The sequence below is a fragment of the Microcoleus sp. D2_18a_D3 genome (genome assembly GCF_036702455.1).
In the GTDB taxonomy this organism is placed as follows: Bacteria; Cyanobacteriota; Cyanobacteriia; order Cyanobacteriales; family Microcoleaceae; genus Microcoleus.
Genome location: NZ_JAUBTK010000014.1, coordinates 75,561 through 96,905 on the forward strand (window position 1 = coordinate 75,561; position 21,345 = coordinate 96,905).

12 protein-coding genes are annotated in these 21,345 nt (G+C 47.6%); 4 read left to right on the top strand and 8 right to left on the bottom strand.

Annotated elements, in window-relative coordinates; translation table 11 throughout:
- Nucleotides 1-88: 88 nt before the first annotated feature.
- On the bottom strand, nucleotides 89-973 hold the full coding sequence (locus QUB06_RS09355; protein WP_333054802.1) for an ABC transporter permease: 885 nt from the start codon (nucleotides 971-973) through the stop codon (nucleotides 89-91).
- A 406-nt stretch (nucleotides 974-1,379) separates the two neighbouring features.
- Complete coding sequence (trxB, locus tag QUB06_RS09360; protein ID WP_333435057.1) at nucleotides 1,380-2,750, bottom strand: thioredoxin-disulfide reductase; 1,371 nt, start codon at nucleotides 2,748-2,750, stop codon at nucleotides 1,380-1,382.
- A 607-nt stretch (nucleotides 2,751-3,357) separates the two neighbouring features.
- Between trxB and QUB06_RS09365 the strand changes: the two genes are divergently transcribed.
- On the top strand, nucleotides 3,358-4,350 hold the full coding sequence (locus QUB06_RS09365) for a methyltransferase domain-containing protein (RefSeq protein ID WP_333435058.1): 993 nt from the start codon (nucleotides 3,358-3,360) through the stop codon (nucleotides 4,348-4,350).
- A gap of 254 nt (nucleotides 4,351-4,604) precedes the next feature.
- On the top strand, nucleotides 4,605-4,844 hold the full coding sequence (locus tag QUB06_RS09370) for a helix-turn-helix domain-containing protein (protein WP_190735342.1): 240 nt from the start codon (nucleotides 4,605-4,607) through the stop codon (nucleotides 4,842-4,844).
- A 59-nt stretch (nucleotides 4,845-4,903) separates the two neighbouring features.
- Here QUB06_RS09370 and QUB06_RS09375 read toward each other — a convergent pair whose 3' ends face one another.
- Entirely contained in the window at nucleotides 4,904-6,016 is a 1,113-nt protein-coding gene (locus QUB06_RS09375; RefSeq protein WP_333435059.1) for a diguanylate cyclase domain-containing protein, read from the bottom strand.
- 542 nt (nucleotides 6,017-6,558) lie between these two features.
- On the bottom strand, nucleotides 6,559-7,053 hold the full coding sequence (locus tag QUB06_RS09380) for a DUF427 domain-containing protein (RefSeq protein WP_333435060.1): 495 nt from the start codon (nucleotides 7,051-7,053) through the stop codon (nucleotides 6,559-6,561).
- A 113-nt stretch (nucleotides 7,054-7,166) separates the two neighbouring features.
- Here QUB06_RS09380 and QUB06_RS09385 point away from each other — a divergent pair, with 113 nt between their 5' ends.
- On the top strand, nucleotides 7,167-8,459 hold the full coding sequence (locus QUB06_RS09385; protein WP_333435061.1) for a GH25 family lysozyme: 1,293 nt from the start codon (nucleotides 7,167-7,169) through the stop codon (nucleotides 8,457-8,459).
- Between the two features lie 514 nt (nucleotides 8,460-8,973).
- Nucleotides 8,974-10,932 carry a cation:proton antiporter domain-containing protein gene (locus tag QUB06_RS09390; protein ID WP_333435062.1) on the top strand — a complete coding sequence of 653 codons (1,959 nt, stop codon included), beginning with the start codon at nucleotides 8,974-8,976 and terminating at the stop codon, nucleotides 10,930-10,932.
- 48 nt (nucleotides 10,933-10,980) lie between these two features.
- Here the strand turns inward: QUB06_RS09390 and QUB06_RS09395 are convergent, their stop codons facing one another.
- The 4 genes from QUB06_RS09395 to QUB06_RS09410 form a co-directional block, all read right to left on the bottom strand.
- A complete protein-coding gene (locus tag QUB06_RS09395) occupies nucleotides 10,981-15,234 on the bottom strand; it encodes a tetratricopeptide repeat protein (protein ID WP_333435063.1) in 4,254 nt (1,417 codons plus the stop codon).
- A 319-nt stretch (nucleotides 15,235-15,553) separates the two neighbouring features.
- Entirely contained in the window at nucleotides 15,554-17,272 is a 1,719-nt protein-coding gene (locus QUB06_RS09400; protein WP_333435064.1) for a S8 family serine peptidase, read from the bottom strand.
- Between the two features lie 487 nt (nucleotides 17,273-17,759).
- Complete coding sequence (locus tag QUB06_RS09405) at nucleotides 17,760-18,548, bottom strand: calcium-binding protein (RefSeq protein ID WP_333435065.1); 789 nt, start codon at nucleotides 18,546-18,548, stop codon at nucleotides 17,760-17,762.
- A gap of 425 nt (nucleotides 18,549-18,973) precedes the next feature.
- Nucleotides 18,974-21,345, bottom strand: a 2,372-nt coding sequence (locus tag QUB06_RS09410) for a CHAT domain-containing protein (protein WP_333435066.1), incomplete at its 5' end; no start/stop codon positions are given.

The window sequence follows — 21,345 nt, forward strand, 5'->3', positions numbered from 1 at the left end:
GTGTTTGTAGTCAGGGCTTCAGTTTTTTTTATATTGCTGAATAAGCACTAAAGTCCTGACTGCGAACTTAATTTAACCGCGAGACCGATTACTGCTGATTCCGCAGGCGAGGGTTAACAAACTCGTTTAATCCTTCCCCCACCAAAGACAGTCCCACCACCATTAAAGTCATTGCCAAACCGGGAAACAAAGCCGTCCACCAAATGCCCGTAGGTAGCGCATCTAAAGCTAAACGCAAGTCGTGTCCCCATTCGGGAGTTGCTTCGGGAAGTCCTAATCCGAGAAATCCCAAACCTCCTAATGTTAAAATTGCATCGGCCGCGTTGAGCGCAAACAGCACCGGTACGCTCTGAATCACATTCAGAAACAGGTAGCGCGAAAGCACTGTCCAAGTGTCAGCACCCATTGCTCGCGCGGCTTCGACAAACAATTCGGTTTTGACGCTGACGGTGTGATTCCTGACGACGCGGTAGTATTGAGGGATGTAGGAAATGCTCAGGGCGATCGCAGCATTCAAAACTCCTTTTCCCACTACAAACGCTAGCGTCAAAGAAAGTAGCAGCCCCGGCAAAGTATAAATTGTATCCATTAAAAATAACAACACTCGATCGAGCTTACCGCCCAAATAACCGCTAACCAAACCCAGCGGCACACCGATAAACAAACTCAAAGCAGTGGCTAAAATTACCACTTGCCAAGCAGCCCGAGAAGCAAACAGCGTGCGGGAAAACACATCGTAGCCACTGCGGCTAGTACCAAACCAATAATTCGCCGACGGCGGTTCGTGGATGGGGTTACTCAAAGCCTCGGTAGGATTTTGCAGCCATCCCCAAGCTTGCATAGCTGGAGACAAGGTGGCTACCAATATAAACACGGCAGTTATTGTCAAACCTGCCCACATCATTTTCATTGACAGGCTTGACGGTGAGGCACTGTTGAGAAATCGCGGCAGTCGGAGGCGGCTTTGAGCCATAATGACGATCGACCTATATAAGACTTTTCGATTTTAGTAGCACTCAGGCGCAAAAACCCGGAACAGTCAATCGATTTTAGATTTTAGATTTTAGATTTTAGAGGCGACCCCACGGATAAATGCGGGGGCTCTTCTGATTTTCGATTTTCGATTTGGGATTGATTCCACGGATAAATCACGTGGCGGGTACCACCTTTGAAATTCCTGGTCAAAAATCCTCTTTCTCATTCGCCAAACACTCGCGACAAACCGGGTTTTTTCGGGGGATGCGGCTAAAAAAAAATCGGTTTCTCCCCTGCGCGCAAGTCCCGTGCAGGGGAGAAACCGGGTTTTTGGCAGGTGCGACGCAAGTTGAGTTTAGGTTAAATCTCTCTTGGCACACTCAAATCTAAAATCGATCAAATTCCTACAAATTACTGGCAATTAACTCGCGGTACTGGCTTTTCGGCTTAACTCCTTTGAGCTCAGCTACCAAATCTTTGTCTTTGAAATACTGAATCGTCGGCGTACCAATCACGCCAGCATTTTCAGCAATTTCTGGATCTTCTTCGATGTCAATTTCCACGTAGTGGATTTTGCCCTCGAACTCATCTACTACTTTGCTCAAAATCGGCTTGAGACTGTGGCAAGGCCCACAACTTGGAGAGGCATATTTGACCACAATCAGTCGATCGCTATCGTGGAACAACTTCCGCAAAGCATAACCTCCTTCGTGGCGCGTGTCTTGGATATCAAAGTTCGCGCTGGTTTTGCGTACTTTTTGAGCTTCCGGCGCTGCGACGGGTTGCTCGGATTCCTCGGTTTGGCGGAATTCCTGAGCTAAACCATTGGACGACAGCCACCTTTCTGCCAGCATCGCCCCCATACAACCGCTACCGGCGGCGGTGATGGCTTGGCGAAACTCGTGGTCTTGCACGTCGCCGACGGCGTAAACTCCCTCAACGCTGGTTTCTACCGAACCGTGTTTGGTAACGATATAGCCTACTTCGTCGAGTTCTAGCTGACCTTGGAACAGTTGAGTGTTGGGAGTGTGACCGATCGCGTAAAACAATCCTTTCACCAGCAAATCGCTCTCAGCGCCTGTCACGATATTTCTAAGTCTCACCCCGTCCATTTTGCCGCCGGGCTCTCCCAAAATATCCAGTGCTTCGGTGTTCCAGTGCACGGTAATTTTGGGATTGCTCAGCACTCGGTCTTGCATGGCTTTGCTGGCGCGCATTTGATCGCGCCGCACCAGCATATGTACGTGAGAGCCGTATTTTGTCAAATAAATAGATTCTTCCGCTGCGGTGTCACCCGCGCCGATGACAGCTAAATCTACTCCTTTAAAAATTGGGGTAGCGCCGTCGCAAATGGCACAGGCAGAAATGCCGTGACTCCAAAATACGTGTTCGCTAGGCAGCCCCAGCCTTTTCGCCGTCGCGCCTGTAGCGATTACTATCGTGTGGGTTTTAATTTCTCTGTCTTCCGATCGCACTGTAAACGGACGCTGGCTCAAATCCACCGAAATTACATCTTCTGTGTATAATTCGGCACCCCAGCGCACTGCTTGAGCTTTCATCCGATCCATGAGTTCCGGCCCGGTGATGCCTTCGGGAAAGCCGGGGAAGTTTTCTACTTCTGTGGTGGTCATCAATTGACCGCCGGGGACGCCTCCGGCTTGGTAGCCTTCAAAGACTACGGGTTTCAGGTTTGCCCTCCCGGCGTAGATGGCTGCGGTGTAGCCTGCCGGCCCTGAGCCGATAATTACTAGGTTTTCTACGGTTTCGTTGGTCATAGCTATTTACTTAAACTCATAACGACTTCGTTTTACTAATTCTAGCAGAGTTCGATCGAGTTTGGTTGGATGCCATTGGGCGATCGAGCATCTCTATCTATTTTTGAGGGTCGATCGGTCTTCGGGACAATTCCAGCTACTTTAATAAGCAAAAACAATCTAAAAGTCGATTTAGTTTTAAATGTTCGATCTATTTTGACCCCTCAAATCTTAAGAAAATCTAAATACGACTCAAATTATTGACTTCATTCTCAATTATTTTACCTATTTACTTGCTTTGAGGCTTGTGGTACGATTTTCACAACCCAGGGGGATTATGACTAATTTAAGTTTTTGCCGCTGCAAGCTTTTAAAATCGTAAAATTAACGAACTCTGCAAATGTAAGAAGTACAATTTTTTATGCAAAATCCGCAATTTATGGTTTAAGAATTGTAACGGAGATTTGGTCAAATTTGACAAAGTACAGTATTTGTGGTATGTAAGGTGCGATCGGGGGGAAATTGGATTAAAAATTTTAACCGCAGATGGGGGCAGATTAACGCGGATTAACGCAGATAAGATCGAATTTTGCTTTTTAAACTTGTGGAGAAAACCAAGATATTGTTTGTGTGCAGTCAGAATAAGTGGAGAAGTTTGACTGCCCAGAAGATATGCGAGAAGGTTAGTGGCTACAGCGTACGATCGGCTGGAACTGAAAAAGGTGCAAGAATTAGAGTAACTGAGGGTCTTGTCGGTTGGGCGGATGTGATATTTGTGATGGAGAAGAAGCATGGCGATCGCCTTCGCAGCAAATTTCCCGAAAGTCTCGAAGGCAAGAAAGTTATTTGCCTGCAAATCCCGGACAATTACGAATATATGGAACCGGAGTTAGTCGAGCTTTTGCAGGCGAAACTCAATCCCTATATGGAAATTTCAGAGAACGAGATAAATTTTATGCAGCGAGTTTTGGAACCCGAAGTGATGGATTCCTTGGAAGAGGCGATCGAATACGATTCGATGGACTTTACTGAGGTTAATGCTGCTTTTGCTCAGAGTGCTGCGGCATTGGGGCCGGTTTTTGGAAACGTTTTGGATGCGGGGACGGGTACGGCGAGAATTCCGATCGCCCTTTGTCAACTCCGGCCAGCATGGAAATTGACTTGCATTGATTTGTCGCCAAATATGCTGAAAGTCGGGGCCCAAAATGTGGAAAAGGCGGGCGTGCGATCGCAAATCAGTCTCGAATTAATTGATGCTAAGGCAATGCCTTACCCTGACAATTATTTTGACATGGTGATTTCCAACAGCATTATCCACCATTTGCCAGATCCGCTGCCATTTTTGCGCGAAGTCAAGCGAGTCTTAAAACCGAACGGAGCAATTTTTTTGCGGGATTTGCTGCGGCCTATGGATGAGGCAATGAGGACTCATTTAGTCGAGATGTATGCGGGAGATTGCAACTCGCATCAGAAACAGTTATTCAGCGATTCGTTGCAAGCAGCATTTACGCTGGATGAAGTTGAGGAGATGATCCAAAATGCCGGGTTGGATGGGTTGAGGATTTATGAATCTTCGGACAGACACTGGACGGCGGAGCGTGCTTGGTGCGAGTCTTTGTAGGCACGGGACGATCGCCCGATAATATTTCAAATGAGAATAGGAGCGATCGCGCCTTTCCAGCTATGCGCCTTACCGTTGCACGATCTGTTTGTTGTTTAATTACTGTTTTCGGGTCGAAAAAATTAGTATGATTGAACCGCGAAGACGCGAAAAACGCCAAGGAAGAGTCAGGAAGAATCAGAAGTAGATAATCTTCTCCGAGGAAGGAAGTAAGATGCTTAAGCATCTTATATAAAAAATGTGCGATCGAGATTATGCCGAAAAAGCCCGTTCCGCGACCAGAAAATGAAGAGTCGCATTTGAAGAAGCTCAGGGAAGAACTGGAGATGAGCCAGGAAGATTTGGCGCGAGAGCTTGGCGTTTCGTCGCAAACCATCAGTCGTTGGGAGTTGGGGAAGAATGTGCCGACGTTCACCGTCAAGCAGATGAAAGCTTTGGAGAAATTGCTGGCTAGCATTGGCAGGTCGATCGGCGACTTGCCAGACAATCTATGATGGAAACCATTAAACAAGCCCCTGATAAATCCGTGGGGTCGCTTTCTCCCATCTAAAATCTAAAATCCATCGGCATCTAAAATTACTCGATCGCGCCCTTTGTCTTTAGCTTGATAAAGCGAACGGTCTGCCGCTGCAAGGAGGTTTTCCTGGGAAGTTGCGGGCTGAGGAAACGTGCTCGCTACCCCCAAACTCAGCGTCACGAAAGAACACACCGCTGAATTAAGGTGTTCGATTTCTAGTTCTTTTACGCCCACTCGAATTTGCTCTGCAATCCAAACAGCTATTTCAGACGAAGTGCGGGGTAAAATTACCGCAAATTCTTCACCTCCGTAACGAGCTACCAGAGTCTCCCCCGAAACTGCGCCTGCTGAGTAATGTACAGCCTCAACAATAGTTTTGGCTACCTGCTGCAAGCAAGCATCTCCCGCCTGATGTCCATAAGTATCGTTGTATGTCTTAAAAAAGTCAACATCGCATAAAATCAAAGATAGTTCTGCTGCTGCTTCTCCCAATTCTTGCCATTTTTTCTCTAAGTATTCGTTAAAACAGTGGCGGTTGGCAATCTGAGTTAAGCCATCTAAGTTGGCAAGGCGATACAATTCGGAATTAGCTGCTTTTAATTGAGAATTAGCTGCTTCTAACTCGGATTGCGTGAGCGATAAATTGTAATAAAGTTCGCTCATAGACCAAGTAGCTTGTTGGTGAATTTGGGATAAAGCTACCCAGAGTTGGTGCACGTCTAAAAGTCGGTAAACTTGAGGTTCTAACTGCACAACAATCGGCTCGTAAAGCAGTTCCGGCGGTCGCTGCACGGAGCGCTGAGCTGCCATGACAATTAAGGCTACTCCTGGTAAAATTAAAATATCGGTTTGAGCTATTTGATAGAAGGCTATAATCGGCCTGCAAGCAAATATATCTACTCCGTAAGGGCGGCTCATGCGTTCCATAAATCGCCGACGCGATATCATCCCTAAAAATTCCCCATTTACGGTCAAGATAACTCCCGGAAGCAGCGGGTGAGATTGAAACAACCGAGCTACTTCTTTGGCTAGATATGAGGAGTCAACCTGAAAATTGAATAGAGCCAGATCCTTAAGGGTAGACTCTAAAGATAAATTTTGGGGTGAGTTTTCTGGCGAGTTAGACGGCTCAATAAATTCAACAGACACAGCGCAGATCCGAATAAACAATAAACCAGCAACAAAGCTAGTGTCAGCTCTTAAATTATATAATTATTTATTTCTTACCATTGGTTGTATTATTTACTACACTATTTTTAAATAATGGAATCTGCTGCCTGAGTTTTTGCCGTAGCTGCATTGTATTGATTCATGCTCACTAAATTACAGATTTATTGAATTATTCTAGATTTTTTCCTCGATTGTTGACTAGGGGCTTTTTACGGCGTAAAAAAAACGATTTCGGCGCCATTCCTCAACTCATTGACCGAAAGCATCTAGGATACAAGCCCCCGTACTCATCCGTCCAGAAATAAAAAACCTGTATCCGATAAACAAGTCCCCCGAATTTATCCCTGGGGTCAATGCTTCAATCTAAAATCTAAAATCTAAAATCTAAAATCGATTGACGGTGTACACAAACTCAAGAAACCTGGTTTTGAAACCGAGGTCGAGGCTGTAACGAGGTTTTGCGTAAAACAAAGCGGTGTCTGCCCCTGTCCTCAACTCAAAATTCAAAACTCAACATTCCCTCACCACCCCCAAGTTCCTTCCCCTCCCTTAAACGGGCCGACAATATCTTTGGTAATCCAGCCGCCGTAAAAATCCCCTGGTTGAGATTGCACTAATTCCCCGTCCACATAACAGGCATCCATCTTGCTCGGATAAAAAGCCACATAATCTTTAATAGCTGCAAAAACCTGATTAGGATTGGGATAAAACCAAGCAGCATTTACTACTTCTTTCGACTCTACCGTCACACTGTAATAACCCGCTTGTCCCTTCCACTCGCACCAAGAGCCTCGTAAAGTTTTGTGCAAATATTCCATTTTGATGTCATCGGGGCAGATATAGTAGGCAGGAGGGTGACTGGTCTCCAATACCCGCTGAGGACGGCGCGTGTCGGCGATCGTCACTCCATTAAAAATTATCTGTACGTGTTTGGTCGATTCCTCAAGCCGAGGGGGACGTGGGTAATCCCAAACAGACTCTTGACCAGGGCCGGGCTCTATTCGATCGAAGTTCATTTGCACAATCTCCCCTGCAAAAAAAACACTTAGCGACTTAGCATTACAATTTAATGTACCCTTAATCGAGTCGCAGCTTCAGAGCAAACCAGCTTTTTTCAACTCTTCGCAATATGAGTATTCGCGGTATAGATGTTTCCGACTACCAGCCCAATGTCAATTGGCAAGCAGTTGCCAGGGATGGTATTACCTTCAGTTTTGTCAAATCGACCGAGGGTGCAACGTTCGTTGCCCAAAGTTTCGCCCGCAATTGGGCGGCCATGAAAGCGGCGGGGATTCAACGCGGTGCTTACCACTTTTTTCGACCTGCAAGCAGCATTCAAGGACAAATAGATTTGTTCTTGAAAACTGTAAAACTCGAAGCGGGGGATTTGCCCGCAGTCTTGGATATCGAAACTACAGGCGGTTTGAGTGTGGATCAATTGTGCGATCGAGCCGCAATTTGGTTAGAAGCAGTCGAAAAAGCCACCTTGATGCGGCCAATTATCTACACTTACCCCGGTTTCTGGGACAACCTGGGGACAACACGGTTTGCCGATTACCCGCTGTGGATTGCTCACTATACCACTGCTGAGGAACCTTGGGTTCCCGGCGGCTGGAAAACTTGGACTTTTTGGCAGTACAGCGACAGCGGCAGCGTCTCCGGCGTATCGGGCAATGTAGACACCAATATTTATGAAAGCGTCCGAGAAGGCGCCGTAAGTTATAAAGTTGCAGACATCCAGAAGGAATTAAGAATTAAAGGTTTCTATCAAGGCGCGATGGACGGTAAATTTGGAGCCACCACCACAGCGGCGCTCATCTCGTTTCAGAAATCTCAAGGTTTGAATGCAGATGGCATTGCAGGGCTCAAAACCTGGGCCGCTTTGATGCGAAAATCTCCCAAAGTAGTTGTCCCCCCTCCAACCCCGACTCCCACTCCGCGGCCGACACCCACTCCGACACCCGCTCCGACACCCGCTCCCATATCAGGCGTGCGGCTGACTCAGGTATTCTCGTCTTATCAAGCTAAGGCTAGCCAAGATACTGCCTTAATTTGGCTGCAAAGTCAAGTTTCTACCTCTGTTTTAGGGGAATTTGCTCAAAAATGGCGGGCAACTACCTTACCTCAAGACACTAATTTGCGATTGATAGATGTCGGCAAATTTTATCGCGGTTTAGCAGAACAAGACCAAGCTTTAGATTGGCTGCAAAAACAACTTTCTCCGGCTATTATTACCGAGTTTGCACAAAAATGGCGCTCTCAATCTATTGTCACTAATTCTCCGATTCGGCTGATAGATGCGTGCAAATTTTATCGGGCCGCACCCCAGCAAAACCAGGCTTTAGATTGGCTGGAAGGGCGAGTTTCGCCGGCAATTCTATCGGAGTTTCTTCGCAGGTGGCAGAATGCCAATCGATTATAGATTATAGATTTTAGATTTTAGATTTTAGATGGACTCTACAGATGAATCTTGGGATTTTAGATTGATTTTAGATGGGAAATCTACTCTAAAGATGAGTCTGAGGGCGATCGATTTGAGATGTGAGCTTTTTGATTGGAGATTGACTCCACAGATGAATCTGGGGTTGAAAGGCTCTATAATGGAAAAGCTGGCAAATCTTGCTATTTGAGATTTGAGATTGACTCCCCATCAAAATTCGTCAAATCCTCTCCCTCTGTGCCCGCATCCCATCGAACTCTCTAACATACTCTCGAACATAACAGACCATCTCTCGCTTAGCTACAGCTAGCTGCCATCTTTGACGCCAAGAGAATTATCTGATAAAGTTATAGCGACTATCAAGGTTTTTTAATCTTATTGGGAAAAATCCAGGGCCGTGCCGAGTTTGTAAGCTGCGCCGAAAATAGCGCCTGCACTCCAATTACCCGCGATCGAACATTTAAAACTAAGCGGGCAGCCTGTAACAATTATATCTATGGAAATCCCCTTTAACATCACCCAGTTGATGGTCATGACCGTCCTCTGTGGCATCAGCGCTCAAGTTCTCGCCGCTTATCTGAAAGTTCCGGCGATCGTCTTTTTGCTGTTGTTTGGCATTTTAGCCGGCCCAGACTGCTTGGGAGTGCTGCACCCCAATCTGCTGGGCAGCGGTTTGGAAGTTATGGTATCCCTTTGCGTAGCCTTAATTCTGTTTGAAGGCGGCTTGAATTTGGAATTGCGAGACTTAGGCAAAGTTTCCGGCAGCATCCGCAATTTAGTTACCGTAGGCACTTTAATTACGCTAATTGGCGGCGGAATGGCCGCACACTGGTTGGGGGAATTTCCCTGGCCGATCGCATTTTTGTATGCTTCTCTAGTAGTCGTCACAGGCCCGACAGTAATCGGCCCTTTGCTCAAACAAGTATCCGTTGACAAAAAAGTTGCCGCCTTGCTAGAAGCAGAAGGCGTTTTAATCGATCCTGTCGGGGCCATTCTGGCAGTATTGGTGCTGAATATTATTTTGAACGGCAATGCTGATTTGCTGGTTGTGTTCCGAGATTTAATCGTCCGACTCTTCGTTGGCGCAGTCATCGGAGTTGCAGGAGGTTGGCTGCTGGGATTCATTCTCAAGCGATCGCAATTTCTCTCCGAAGACCTCAAAAACTTAGTAGTTTTAGCCGGTTTGTGGGGATTTTTTGGCTTAGCAGAAGAAATCCGCAGCGAATCCGGACTGATGGCAACAGTCCTATCCGGCATCGTCCTCAGAGCCGCTGCTGTGCCGGAAGAAAGGCTGCTGAGGAGGTTTAAAGGTCAACTCACAGTCCTGGCTATTTCCATGCTGTTCGTGCTGCTGGCGGCCGATTTATCCCTCGCTAGTGTGGTCGCCCTCGGTTGGGGAAGTTTGTTTACAGTTTTAGCTTTAATGTGGGTAGTGCGGCCGATCAACGTTTGGCTGTGTACTTGGAACAGCGGACTGAATTGGCGGCAGAAATTATTTGTTTGTTGGGTAGCGCCGAGGGGAATTGTCTCAGCGTCGATCGCATCTTTATTTGCAATTTTGCTCACCCAGCGGGGAATCAACGGCGGCGACTCGATTAAAGCCTTAGTTTTCCTAACAATTATTATGACAGTTTTCGTCCAGGGACTAACGGCCGGACGGATCGCTCAACTGTTGGGCATCACCTCAAAATCCGCAACCGGTGCTGCAATTGTCGGGTCAAATCCTTTGAGCAGATTAATTGCTCGCTTGTTTCAAGAACGCGGAGAATCGGTGGCAATTATCGACACAAATCCCGAAGCTTGCGAACAAGCAGAACGAGAGGGTTTGCGGGTGTTTTTAAGCAGTGCTCTGGATCACAGCGTGTTAGAAGAAGCCGGACTGGAGTCGATGGGAACTTTTCTGGCAATGACTAACAACGGCGAGGTAAACTTAGTGTTAGCTCAGCGAGCGGCCGAAGAGTTTGCACCGCCGAGGGTTTTGGCAATATTCCCCAAAGATCCGCAAGCAAATACGCCTGCAAACCCGACTAAAATCAATCAAGCTTTTGTCTCCGATTTGTCGCTGAAGGATTGGAACGAATATTTAAGCGACGGCGAAGTAAAATTGGGGGAAACTGAGTTAAAAAGTGAGGGATTGCAGTTTCAGATTGCTCACTTGCAAGCTTTGGTTCAAGCCGGGGAGTTGGCGCCGCTGCTGCTGGAAAGGCAGGGGTATTTGCAAGTAGTGTCGGCAACCCAGATTTGGCAAGCAGGCGATCGAATTATTTATTTGCTGTACGATCCGACACCGAAATTGTTGAAAAGATTGTCTGGTTCGTCGCAGTCTCGCTTGACTTTGGAAAAGCATCAGGTAGTTGAAGAAGTGCCGATTCCTTCTCCGGTTTTAGAGGAGGTTTTGGAGTCAGCGGAAATAGCAAAGGATGCTAAAGTTTTGCAGCCGCCAGTTTCGCGGTAAGGGTTAGTATCCCGATCGTACTCTGTAATCTGCTTGTCGCGATCGTCCTTACTCTGCCTCCCCAATTAAAGTAAATGCTGCCCAATTTCGCGGCTGGGGATGAGTTTTCATCGTAGTTAACATTGCTTGCCGCAATGCCTGTGCTTTGTCGGGATTATTTTGCAAATTTTGGTAAAACGACTGCATCAATTCCGATGTTGGCGCATCGGGAACCGCCCATAAAGAAACAATCACACTCGGCACTCCTGCCGAAATCAAAGCGCGCGACAAACCAATCACCCCATCCCCGGTAATCCTGCCTTCTCCAGTGTTGCAGGCACTCAAAACAACTAAGCTTGCTTGCAGTTTCATGTCAAAAATCTCTTCTGCGGTCAATAAGCCGTCATCGCTACCAGAAGGAGCCAGGGCGATCGCACTTCCCAATCCACGCACATCATCCAGCAATCCATGCGTTGCTAAGTGAATAATCGATGCTTGGGGCATTTTTTGGACGATCGCAGCTTTTGTCCCTTGTGCGCCTGTGATGGCTTGGGTTTTGAGCAGAGGGGCGATCGCGATCGCTTCCGCTTCAGCCCCAGGTAGAGGAGACAATTGCTGTTTAGGTTCTCCCAGAGAGAGAGACACACTCGGCATCGTGGGATTGCCCAAGACTAGAGCCCTGCCGCTGTTAGGTTGCTTCTGTGCTAACTTCTGTTGTCGAGTCAAATCCAAGACTTGAATCGAAGGGGCGGTGAGAATCGTGTGTTTTTCGATTAAGTAAGTGCCGCCTTCATCTTGCAGGGCGGGAAAGGGCACCTGGAACAAGGAACCTTGGGGAATGAAAATGACGCGGGCATTGGAGTTTTTGGGTAGGAGGCTGGCAATGGGATCGATCAGCAGTTGATGTAGTGTCGGTAAGTTGGGTTGGGGTTGGGCAAAACCTGTGCTGCTGCGATTGCGAACAGCGAGGAATTCTTGATTGCCAACGATTAAGTCGGTTAGGGAGGCGTTGTGTTGCTGCCAGAGGGGTTTGAGGTCTACCTCGCGGAAGGTAATTTCGCCTGTCGGTTGAATCACCCAAATGTAGAGCGCGGATTCGCGCCCTTCTCGTTTGCCCTGAATCTGGAAGTCTTCGTAGATGATGGAATACTGCACCAAAGTGGCGTTCTGCGCTTTGGCGATTTGGCGGATTTGCTCCTGGCTGGGAGCAGTGGCGATAACCGGATTGGTAGAACCTGAAGATAAGCGTTCACTCAGGAGATCGACAAAGGCACGGGCGCGTCCCCGTTCGGCAATTTCTAAGGCCGCGATCGGGTTATTCTGAGCCACTCGAACTTGTTGTAAAGTCCGATAGGTGCGAGCTTGTCTTTCAAAGATGGATACTTTATGCGCGTCGTTGGAGCCGAGCATTTGACGCATCGATTCCCAAACTTGAATGGCATTGACGAGCATTTTTTCAGCTTCTGTTGGGTTGCCAGCTTTTAAGAACGCTTCTGCGAGCTTGTTGAGTGCCACACCTTCATCTTGGCGGTTGTTAATTTCGCGGAAGAGGACTAAACTCTGCTGTGCATACTCAATGGCTTTAGCATAGTTGCCCAGAGACAGGTAAGCACCTCCCAAATTCCCCAGTGCTGAACCTTCCCCAAGGCGGTCTTTAATTTCGCGGGCAATCGCTAAACTCTGCTGTGTGTACTCAATGGTTTTGGTATAGTTGCCCAGAGAGTCGTAAGCGGCTCCCAAATTCGCCAGTGCCGCACCTTCCTGTTTGCGATCCTTAATTTCGCGGAAGACGATTAAACTCTGCTGTGCATACTCAATGGCTTTAGCATCGTTGCCTAGCAAGCGGTAAACGATTCCCAAATTCCCCAGCGCCGCACCTTCCCCAAAGCGGTTTTTAACTTCGCGGGCGATGGCTAAACTCTGCTCTGTATACTCAATGACTTTGGCATAGTTGCCCAGAGACCGATAAGGGTTTCCCAAATTCACCAGTGCATTCCCTTCCCCTCGGCGATATTTAATTTCGCGGAAGATGGCTAAACTCTGCTGTGTATACTCAATGGCTTGAGCATAGTTGCCCAGAGAGTAGTAAGCGACTCCCAAATTCGCCAGTGCATTTCCTTCCCCAAGGCGGTCTTTAATTTCGCGGGCGATGGCTAAACTCTGCTGTGCATACTCAATGGCTTGAGCATAGTTGCCCAGAGAGTTGTAAGCGACTCCCAAATTCGCCAGTGCATTTCCTTCCCCTTTGCGGTCTTTAATTTCGCGGGCGATGGCTAAACTCTGCTGTGTATACTCAATGGCTTGAGCATAGTTGCCCAGAGAGTTGTAAGCGACTCCCAAACTCCCCAGTGCTGAACCTTCCCCTTTGCGGTCTTTAATTTCGCGGGCGATGACTAAATATTGCTGTAAATACTCAATTTCTTGAGCATAGTTGCCTAGAGACCGGTAAGCGACTCCCAAATTCCCCAGTGCGGCCTTTTCCCCTTCGCGGTTTTTAATTTCGCGGGCAATCGCTAAACTCTGCTGTGCATACTCAATGGCTTTAGTATGGTTGCCCAGAGAGTCGTAAGCGACTCCCAAATTCACCAGTGTACCCCCTTCCCCTTTGCGGTCCTGAATTTCGCGGGCGATGGCTAAACTGAGCTGTAAATACTCTATGGCTTTGGCATAGTTGCCTAGATCCCCGTAAGCGATTCCCAAACTGTTCAGTGCTGAACCTTCCTCTTGGCGGTTCTTAATTTCCCGGGCTATGGCTAACCTCTGCTGTAAATACTCTATGGCTTTAGTATGGTTGCCCAGAGAGTCGTAAGCACCTCCCAAAGTCCCCAGTGCATTCCCTTCCCCTTCGCGGTGTTTAATTTCGCGGGCAATGGCTAAACTGAGCTGTGCATACTCAATGGCTTTAGTATGATTGCCCAGAGAGTTGTAAGCGTTTCCCAAATTCGCCAGTGCTGAACCTTCCCCTTGGCGGTTCTTAAGTTCGCGGGCGATCCCTAAATATTGCTGTAAATACTCTATGGCTTTAGTATGGTTGCCCAGAGACAGGTAAGCACCTCCCAAATTCCCCAGTGCATTCCCTTCCCCTTCGCGATCCTTAATTTCGCGGGCGATGACTAAATATTGCTGTAAATACTCTATGGCTTTAATATGGTTGCCCAGAGAGTTGTAAGCGTTTCCCAAATTCGCCAGTGCTGAACCTTCCCCTTTGCGGTTCTGAATTTCGCGGGTGATGGCTAACCTCTGCTGTGCATACTCAATGGCTTGAGCATAGTTGCCCAGAGACAGGTAAGCGACTCCCAAAATGTCCAGTGCCCAACTCTCCCCAAAGCGGTGTTTAGTTTCGCGGGCGATGGCTAAGCTCTGCTGTGCATACTCAATGGCTTGAGCATAGTTGCCCAGAGAGTTGTAAGCGACTCCCAAAATGCTCACTGCTGCCTCTTCCCCTTTTCGGTTTTTAATTTCGCGGGCGATGACTAAATATTGCTGTGCATATTCAATGGCTTTAGTATGGTTGCCCAGAGAGTTGTAAGCGAATCCCAAAATGCCCAGTGCTGCCTCTTCCCCTTTTCGGTTTTTAATTTCGCGGGCGATGACTAAATATTGCTGTAAATACTCTATGACTTTAGTAAGGTTGCCCAGAGAGCCGTAAATCCTGCCCAATTTGTCCAGTGCTGCACCCTCCATTCGGCGGTTTTTAATTTCGCGGGCGATGGCTAACCTCTGCTGTGCATACTCAATTGCTTTAGTATGGTTGCCCAGAGACTGGTAAGCGTCTCCCAAAAGGCCCAGTGCTGCACCTTCACTGAGGCGGTCTTTAAGTTCGCGGGCGATGGCTAACCTCTGCTGTGCATACTCAATTGCTTTAGTATGGTTGCCCAGAGAGCTGTAAAGGAGTCCCAAAATGCCCAGTGCGGCCTCTTCCCATTCGCGGTTTTTAGTTTCGCGGGCGATGACTAAATATTGCTGTGCATACTCAATGGCTTTGGCGTTGTTGCCTAGAGCGGCGTAAATGGCTCCCAAATTGTTCAGTGTCCGACCCTCCTTAAGGCGGTTTTTGAGAGCACGATAAATTTCCAGTGCCTGTTGCCAGGAATTCAGCGCTGCTGGGAATTGCCTAGTCTGAAACTGTTGAAGCCCCTGCCGCAACAGCCGATCGGCCTCTGCTTCACGAGCATCCGTAGTTTGAGCGATCGCTGGGAAGAAAGAGTCAGGAGTAGTTAATAGGGGGATAGTGGCAAGCAGGAATAGGGAAATGGAAGCTAGGAAAACATTACTGAGCCTAGAGTGGGTCGATTTGACTCGCTTAAATGGGGAATACAGCATAGGATTCTAGAGTTGGAATTTAGAGAATTAGCTTGATCGCTCTTTCTGCCGTCGTCGTGCGATCGCCTCAATCTGCCACAGGCGATCGACCTTCATAGAAGCTTACTATGCCTCCCCGATCTCGCGGCTGGGAATGGGGACTCTAATCTGAATTAGACGACTATTTTAGCGATCGCGCGATCGGTTTGAATCAAACCATTACCCACTTGCATAGTCAAGTCCAAAATCAAAACTTGGCGTGTTTAGATCGTCCATATCCAGAGCCGTCTGCTCTAATGCTCAATTAATATCCGCAGGACTTAAGTGGGGATTTGCCATCCTATCCTGTTAACCCATTTCGATTAGCTGTTGTCGTCAAAATGTACTCAACTTGAGCCGGAGTTAAAGTCGGATTAGCATTCAGAACTAAAGCCGCTACACCTGCTACCTGTGGCGTTGCCATAGATGTGCCAGTTAGGGTGTCATAGGTGCTATAGGGAGTTGTAGAATAGATGTCTACTCCCGGAGCAACTAAGTAATCTAAAGGTGTGGAACCCGCACGGTTCGAGGTGTCAGCCATCCTGCCGTTTATATCAATGCTGCCCACTGCAATTCCCAAGCGATCGGCATTACGAGCTGGGTAATCAGGTTGCTCAACACCCGAGTTTCCGGCTGCCATAACCACAACAGAGCCTTTGTTATTTGCATACTGAATTGCGTTATTTACTACGTTGGAAGGGACAAACTCATTGCCCAAGCTGAGGTTAATTACATTTGCTCCATTATCAGCAGCATAGCGAATTCCAGCAGCAACATTATTCGGCTCACCCCTACCAAAGGCGGACAACACCCTGACCGGCATAATCTTAGCATTGGGCGCAACTCCTGTGATGCCAAAATCATTTCGTTCCGCCGCGATCGCACCTGCTATGTGAGTCCCGTGACCGTCGAAATCCAGATCCATTGGGTTGTTGTCGCTAGCCACAAAATCCCAACCCCGAATATCATCAATATATCCGTTGCGATCGTCATCAATGCCATTTCCAGCAATTTCACCAGCGTTCCGCCAAATATTGTCATCCAAGTCAAGATGGGTGTAGTCAACACCACTATCCACGACAGCTACAACAATCCCATTTCCTGTAATGTTTTGATTCCAAACTTCCGGTGCGTTTAAGACATCTAGCGCCCAATTATTCTCGCCCAAATTGGGAAGCTCAGGGAAAGGAATTGAGCGGTTTAAGGTGCTGGAAACGGCGGCATTTGCATTCACCAAACCGTAGCCGTAATTACTATTAAAAGTGCCGCTAGGTGTGGGAATATTTAGTTCAGGAATAGAGGTTGCAGAAACATTCAGGTTGTAATTAGTAGAGTTGTTTAAGAAGCTAGAGACTTGGACATAGTATGTTCCTGGAGCCAGATTGGATACATTAATGACATCGGGAACTGTGCCAATCTCAAGAGAGTAGTCAATAGTTTCCCCAAAATCAACTACACCGTTGCGGTTTCTATCTTGAATTAGCTTTACGTCAGCATCCGCTCTCAAACCGTCGAGACGCAGGTTAAAATTGCTTTTAGTGTTAATATCGAATCGATAGAAATGGTTGGAATCTCCAACTCCGACAAAATCAGTTAAGCTGATGCTACCATTTTCAACACCAAGAATATTACGAGCTGTCGAAAGAGAGTTACCTGGATCGGAGAAATTCAACCCAGAATCAGATATCGTTCCTGTTAGCATATCTGCGTTTACATTCGCCGATTGTGACTGCGGTTTGAGTTGAGAATCGGGGACATCGCCAGTAACTCGATCGCTCGCAGAGTAACTGAAGCCAGCGCCCGCATTAGCTACAATAAAATCTGCTATCTGTGTCTGTGGGTCGAAGCTGGATGCTGTGGGATTAGTCAAGCTAGATTCAGCACTATAACCAGGAATATTCAATGGCTCGATCGCTCTGTTGAGCAAGTCCTCGTTAGCCGGAAATGTTGATGTGGCGAGATCGTTTGGCTGTTGATTGAAATAAAGGCGATCGTTAGGATTAGTTGTGATGTCTAGCATAATTTAAAACCTCAGATATTTAGATTCATTCTTGATTTAAATCTTACGCAGCACAGATCGAAAAATCATCCGTTCTACCCACAGACTTGATCCAGTACGGGGTGCAAAAGAGATTGCGGGAAAGTGCAATGTAGGTGAATATGTAGAGTAGATGGTTCACTTCCATCAGTGTTACAGCGTATTCCAGGTTCATAAAGTAGTAGGGACAAGGCATTGCCATGTCCCTACGGGGATTCATGGCTCAGGGGTGTACTTCACAAATATGAAATCTGCTGTAAGATTATTGAGACGCGATCGCGAACAAAGATTCATTCCACATTCCGCCAGGGAATTAATTCCCTGTCTCATAGCGCAAGTCCTCTAAAAGAGGACTGAAGAATATAACTCAATAGTCCTCTTTCAGATATAAATGTCGCTTTTAGGCACTGAAGTTTTCAAGAGCCATTGATGAGGAATTTATTCCTCGCTACGAAGCTGTAAAAAGCGATCAAAATCCCGGAGCAGAGATAATACTACCTTGAAGATCGGCCACTCTTACATTTGACACAAAGCCTACTATGTCGCCGGAATTCCTAACTTTAATTAGAGTGCCTTGACTCTGTATCGGTTGAGTATCGAATGAACCTGGCGGGGTAAATAGTTTGGCACTTTCGGGTGCATCAAACCCAAATAAAACTGTCACGTTTGTCACGTATTGCAAGTCTACATCGCTAGCATTCAAACCGCCTGCCAATCCAATTCGATCGGCGCCAACTCTGAAACCTACAATAAAATCGGCATTATTGACATCTGTAACTCCGGGTTCTGCTTGGACGACGTACAAATTGCTGCCCCCGATTTTGATTGAACTATTATTATCATCCAAAGCTCCTAAAATGTCGCGACCCAAACCTCCCACCAGAGTGTCATTTCCGTTACCGCTGACTAAAAAATCATTGCCTCTACCGCCCAAGAGAATATCATTTCCCGCACCACCTATCAGAAAATCTGCATCTTGACCGCCGCTGAGAGAGTCATTTCCCTCATCTCCAATCAGGAAGTCTTTACCTTTTCCTCCGAATAAAGAATCGTTGCCCAAATCCCCGCTGATAATATCTTCTCCTTCATTGCCATAAACCAAATCATTAGCTGTTGAGCCAGTGACGAAATCGTCACCTGCAAGCATGCAAACTCCCAAAGGAAAATTAGTTGCATCTGCGATCGACAAAGTAACAACTTCGGATGTATTGTCGCCAATTAATCGTTGAAGTTCTGACGGATCGGGTTGTAAAGCCATAAAAAAAATCCTCTTAACACTTGACTTAAATCTTAAGCAACCCAGATGGGAAAATCATTCGTTCTAGCCACAGACTTGATGAAGTAGGAGGTGCAAAATAGATTGCGGGAAAGTGCAATGTATGTGAATATGTAGAGTATATGGTTCACTTCCATCAGTTTTGAGATTGAGATAACTCGGCGGTTGAAACCGCGTCTACACAAACAAAGTCCGCCTGCGCCGACTAAAGAATAAAGAGCATTTCCGATTGCATCGGAATTATTAGTATCCGAAAAGGAGACGGCAGTGCCGTTTCCCTACAATGTTATTTTGGGTAGGGAAACCGCACTGCCGCCTCCTCTATCATTCCGGTACAACCGGAATTGATATAATTTAGGATAAAATTTAGGAGAAAAACATTGAGCCAATTCGCTATTAATAAAAACTTACTCTGCCTCCCCAATCAGAGTAAATGCCGCCCAATTTCGCGGCTGGGGATGAGTTTTCATCGTGGTTAACATTGCCTGCCGCAATGCCTGTGCTTTGTCGGGATTATTTTGCAAATTTTGATAAAATGCCTGCATCAATTCCGATGTCGGCGCATCGGGAACCGCCCATAAAGAAACAATCACACTCGGCACTCCTGCCGAAATCAAAGCGCGCGACAAACCAATTACTCCATCCCCGGTAATTCTGCCTTCTCCAGTGTTGCAAGCACTCAAAACAACTAAATTTGCTTGCAGTTTCATATCGAAAATCTCTTCTGCGGTCAATAAGCCATCATCGCTACCAGAAGGAGCAAGGGCGATCGCACTTGCCAATCCGCGCACATCATCCAGCAATCCATGCGTTGCTAAGTGAATAATCGATGCTTGGGGCATTTTTTGAACGATCGCAGCTTTTGTACCTTGTGCGCCTGTGATGGCTTGGGTATTGAGCAGAGGGGCGATCGCGATCGCTTCAGCTTCGGCTCCAGGTAGAGGAGATAATTGGCGTTTGGGTTCTCCCGGAGAGGGAGACACGCTTGGCATCGTGGGATTGCCCAATACTAGAGCATTACCGCTGCGGGATTGCTTCTGTGCTAGCTTCTGTTGTCGAGTCAAATCCAATACTTGAATCGAAGGGGCGGTGAGAATGGTGTGTTTTTGGATTAAGTAAGTGCCGTTGGCATCTTGCAGTGCGGGGAAAGGTACTTGAAAGAGCGAACCTTGGGGAATGAAAATGACGCGGGCATTGGGGTCTTTGGGTAGCAGGCTGGCAATGGGATCGATCAGCAGTTGATGCAGTGTCGGTAAGTTGGGTTGGGGTTGGGGTTGGGTAGAGCCAAGATTGCTGCGACTGCGGACGGCGAGGAATTCTTGATTGCCGACGATTAAGCTTCTTAGGGAGGCGTTGTGATTCTGCCACAGGGGTTTGAGGTCTACTTGGCGGAAGGTAATTTCACCCGTAGGTTGAATTACCCAAATGTAGAGCGCAGATTCTCGCCCTACTTGTTGGCCCTGAATCTCAAACATCTCGTAGATGATGGAATACTGCACCAAAGTGGCATTCTGTGCTTTGGCGATTTGGCGGATTTGCTCGCCGTTGGGAGCAGTGGCGATGAGCGAACTGACATCACCAGAGGATAAGCGCTGTGTCAGGAGATCGACAAAGGCACGGGCACGTCCCCGTTCGGCAATTTCTAACGCGGCATTGGGGTTATTCTGAGCCACCCGGACTTTTTGCAGAAGGTTATAGGTGCTGACTTGTCCTTCAAAGATGGAGACTTTATTCGCGTCGTTGGATCCGAGCATTTGCCGCATCGATTCCCAAACTTGAATGGCATTCACGAGCATTTTGTCAGCTTCTGTTGGGTTGCCAGCTTTCAAGAACGCCACTCCGAGGTGGTTGAGTACCCTACCTTCCCCGTTGCGGTCTTTAATTTCGCGGGCGATGGCTAAAGTCTGCTGTCCATACTCAATGGCTTTGGCCGAGTTGCCCAGAAAGTAGTAAGCATCTGCCAAATTACCCAGTGCCACACCCTCCCCCTGGCGGTCTTGAATTTCGCGGGCGATGGCTAACCACTGCTGTGCATACTCAATGGCTTGAGCATAGTTGCCCAGATCAAGGTAAATGAGTCCCAAACCGCCCAGTGCCACACCTTCACCTCGGCGGTCTTTCATTTCGCGGACGATTGCTAACTGTTGCTGTGCATACTCAATGGCTTTGGCATAGTTGCCCAGATCGTGGTAAATCATTCCCAAACCCCCCAGTGCCACACCTTCACCTCGGCGGTCTTTAATTTCGCGGGCGATGGCTAACTGTTGCTGTGCATACTCAAGGGCTTTGGCATAGTTGCCCAGAGAGCTGTAAAGGAGTCCCAAATCGCGCAGTGTCAAACCCTCGCTCTGGCGGTCTTTAATTGCGCGGGCGACGGCTAACTGTTGCTGTTTATACTCAATGGCTTTGGCATAGTTGCCCAGAGAGCGGTAAGCGAGTCCCAAAAGGCTCAGTGCCACACCCTCCCCCTGGCGGTCTTGAATTTCGCGGGCGATGGCTAACCACTGCTGCCCATACTCAATGGCTTTGGCATAGTTGCCCTGAGAGTGGTAAGCACCTCCCAAATTCGCCAGTGCCAAACGTTCAATTTGGCGGTCTTTAATTTCGCGTGCGATGGCTAAACTCTGCTGCCCATACTCAATGGCTTTGGCCGAGTTGCCCACAGAGCGGTAAGCGAGTCCCAAATTGCCTAGTGCCTCACCTTCAATTTGGCGGTCTTTAATTTCGCGTGCGATGGCTAAACTCTGCTGCCCATACTCAATGGCTTTGGCCGAGTTGC

Coding starts and splice junctions, on each gene's coding strand:
- trxB (WP_333435057.1), bottom strand. CDS start 2,750: ATGACCAACGAAACCGTAGAAAACCTAGTAATTATCGGCTCAGGGCCG.
- QUB06_RS09355 (WP_333054802.1), bottom strand. CDS start 973: ATGGCTCAAAGCCGCCTCCGACTGCCGCGATTTCTCAACAGTGCCTCA.
- QUB06_RS09390 (WP_333435062.1), top strand. CDS start 8,974: ATGGAAATCCCCTTTAACATCACCCAGTTGATGGTCATGACCGTCCTC.
- QUB06_RS09405 (WP_333435065.1), bottom strand. CDS start 18,548: ATGGCTTTACAACCCGATCCGTCAGAACTTCAACGATTAATTGGCGAC.
- QUB06_RS09400 (WP_333435064.1), bottom strand. CDS start 17,272: ATGCTAGACATCACAACTAATCCTAACGATCGCCTTTATTTCAATCAA.
- QUB06_RS09395 (WP_333435063.1), bottom strand. CDS start 15,234: ATGCTGTATTCCCCATTTAAGCGAGTCAAATCGACCCACTCTAGGCTC.
- QUB06_RS09380 (WP_333435060.1), bottom strand. CDS start 7,053: ATGAACTTCGATCGAATAGAGCCCGGCCCTGGTCAAGAGTCTGTTTGG.
- QUB06_RS09370 (WP_190735342.1), top strand. CDS start 4,605: ATGCCGAAAAAGCCCGTTCCGCGACCAGAAAATGAAGAGTCGCATTTG.
- QUB06_RS09385 (WP_333435061.1), top strand. CDS start 7,167: ATGAGTATTCGCGGTATAGATGTTTCCGACTACCAGCCCAATGTCAAT.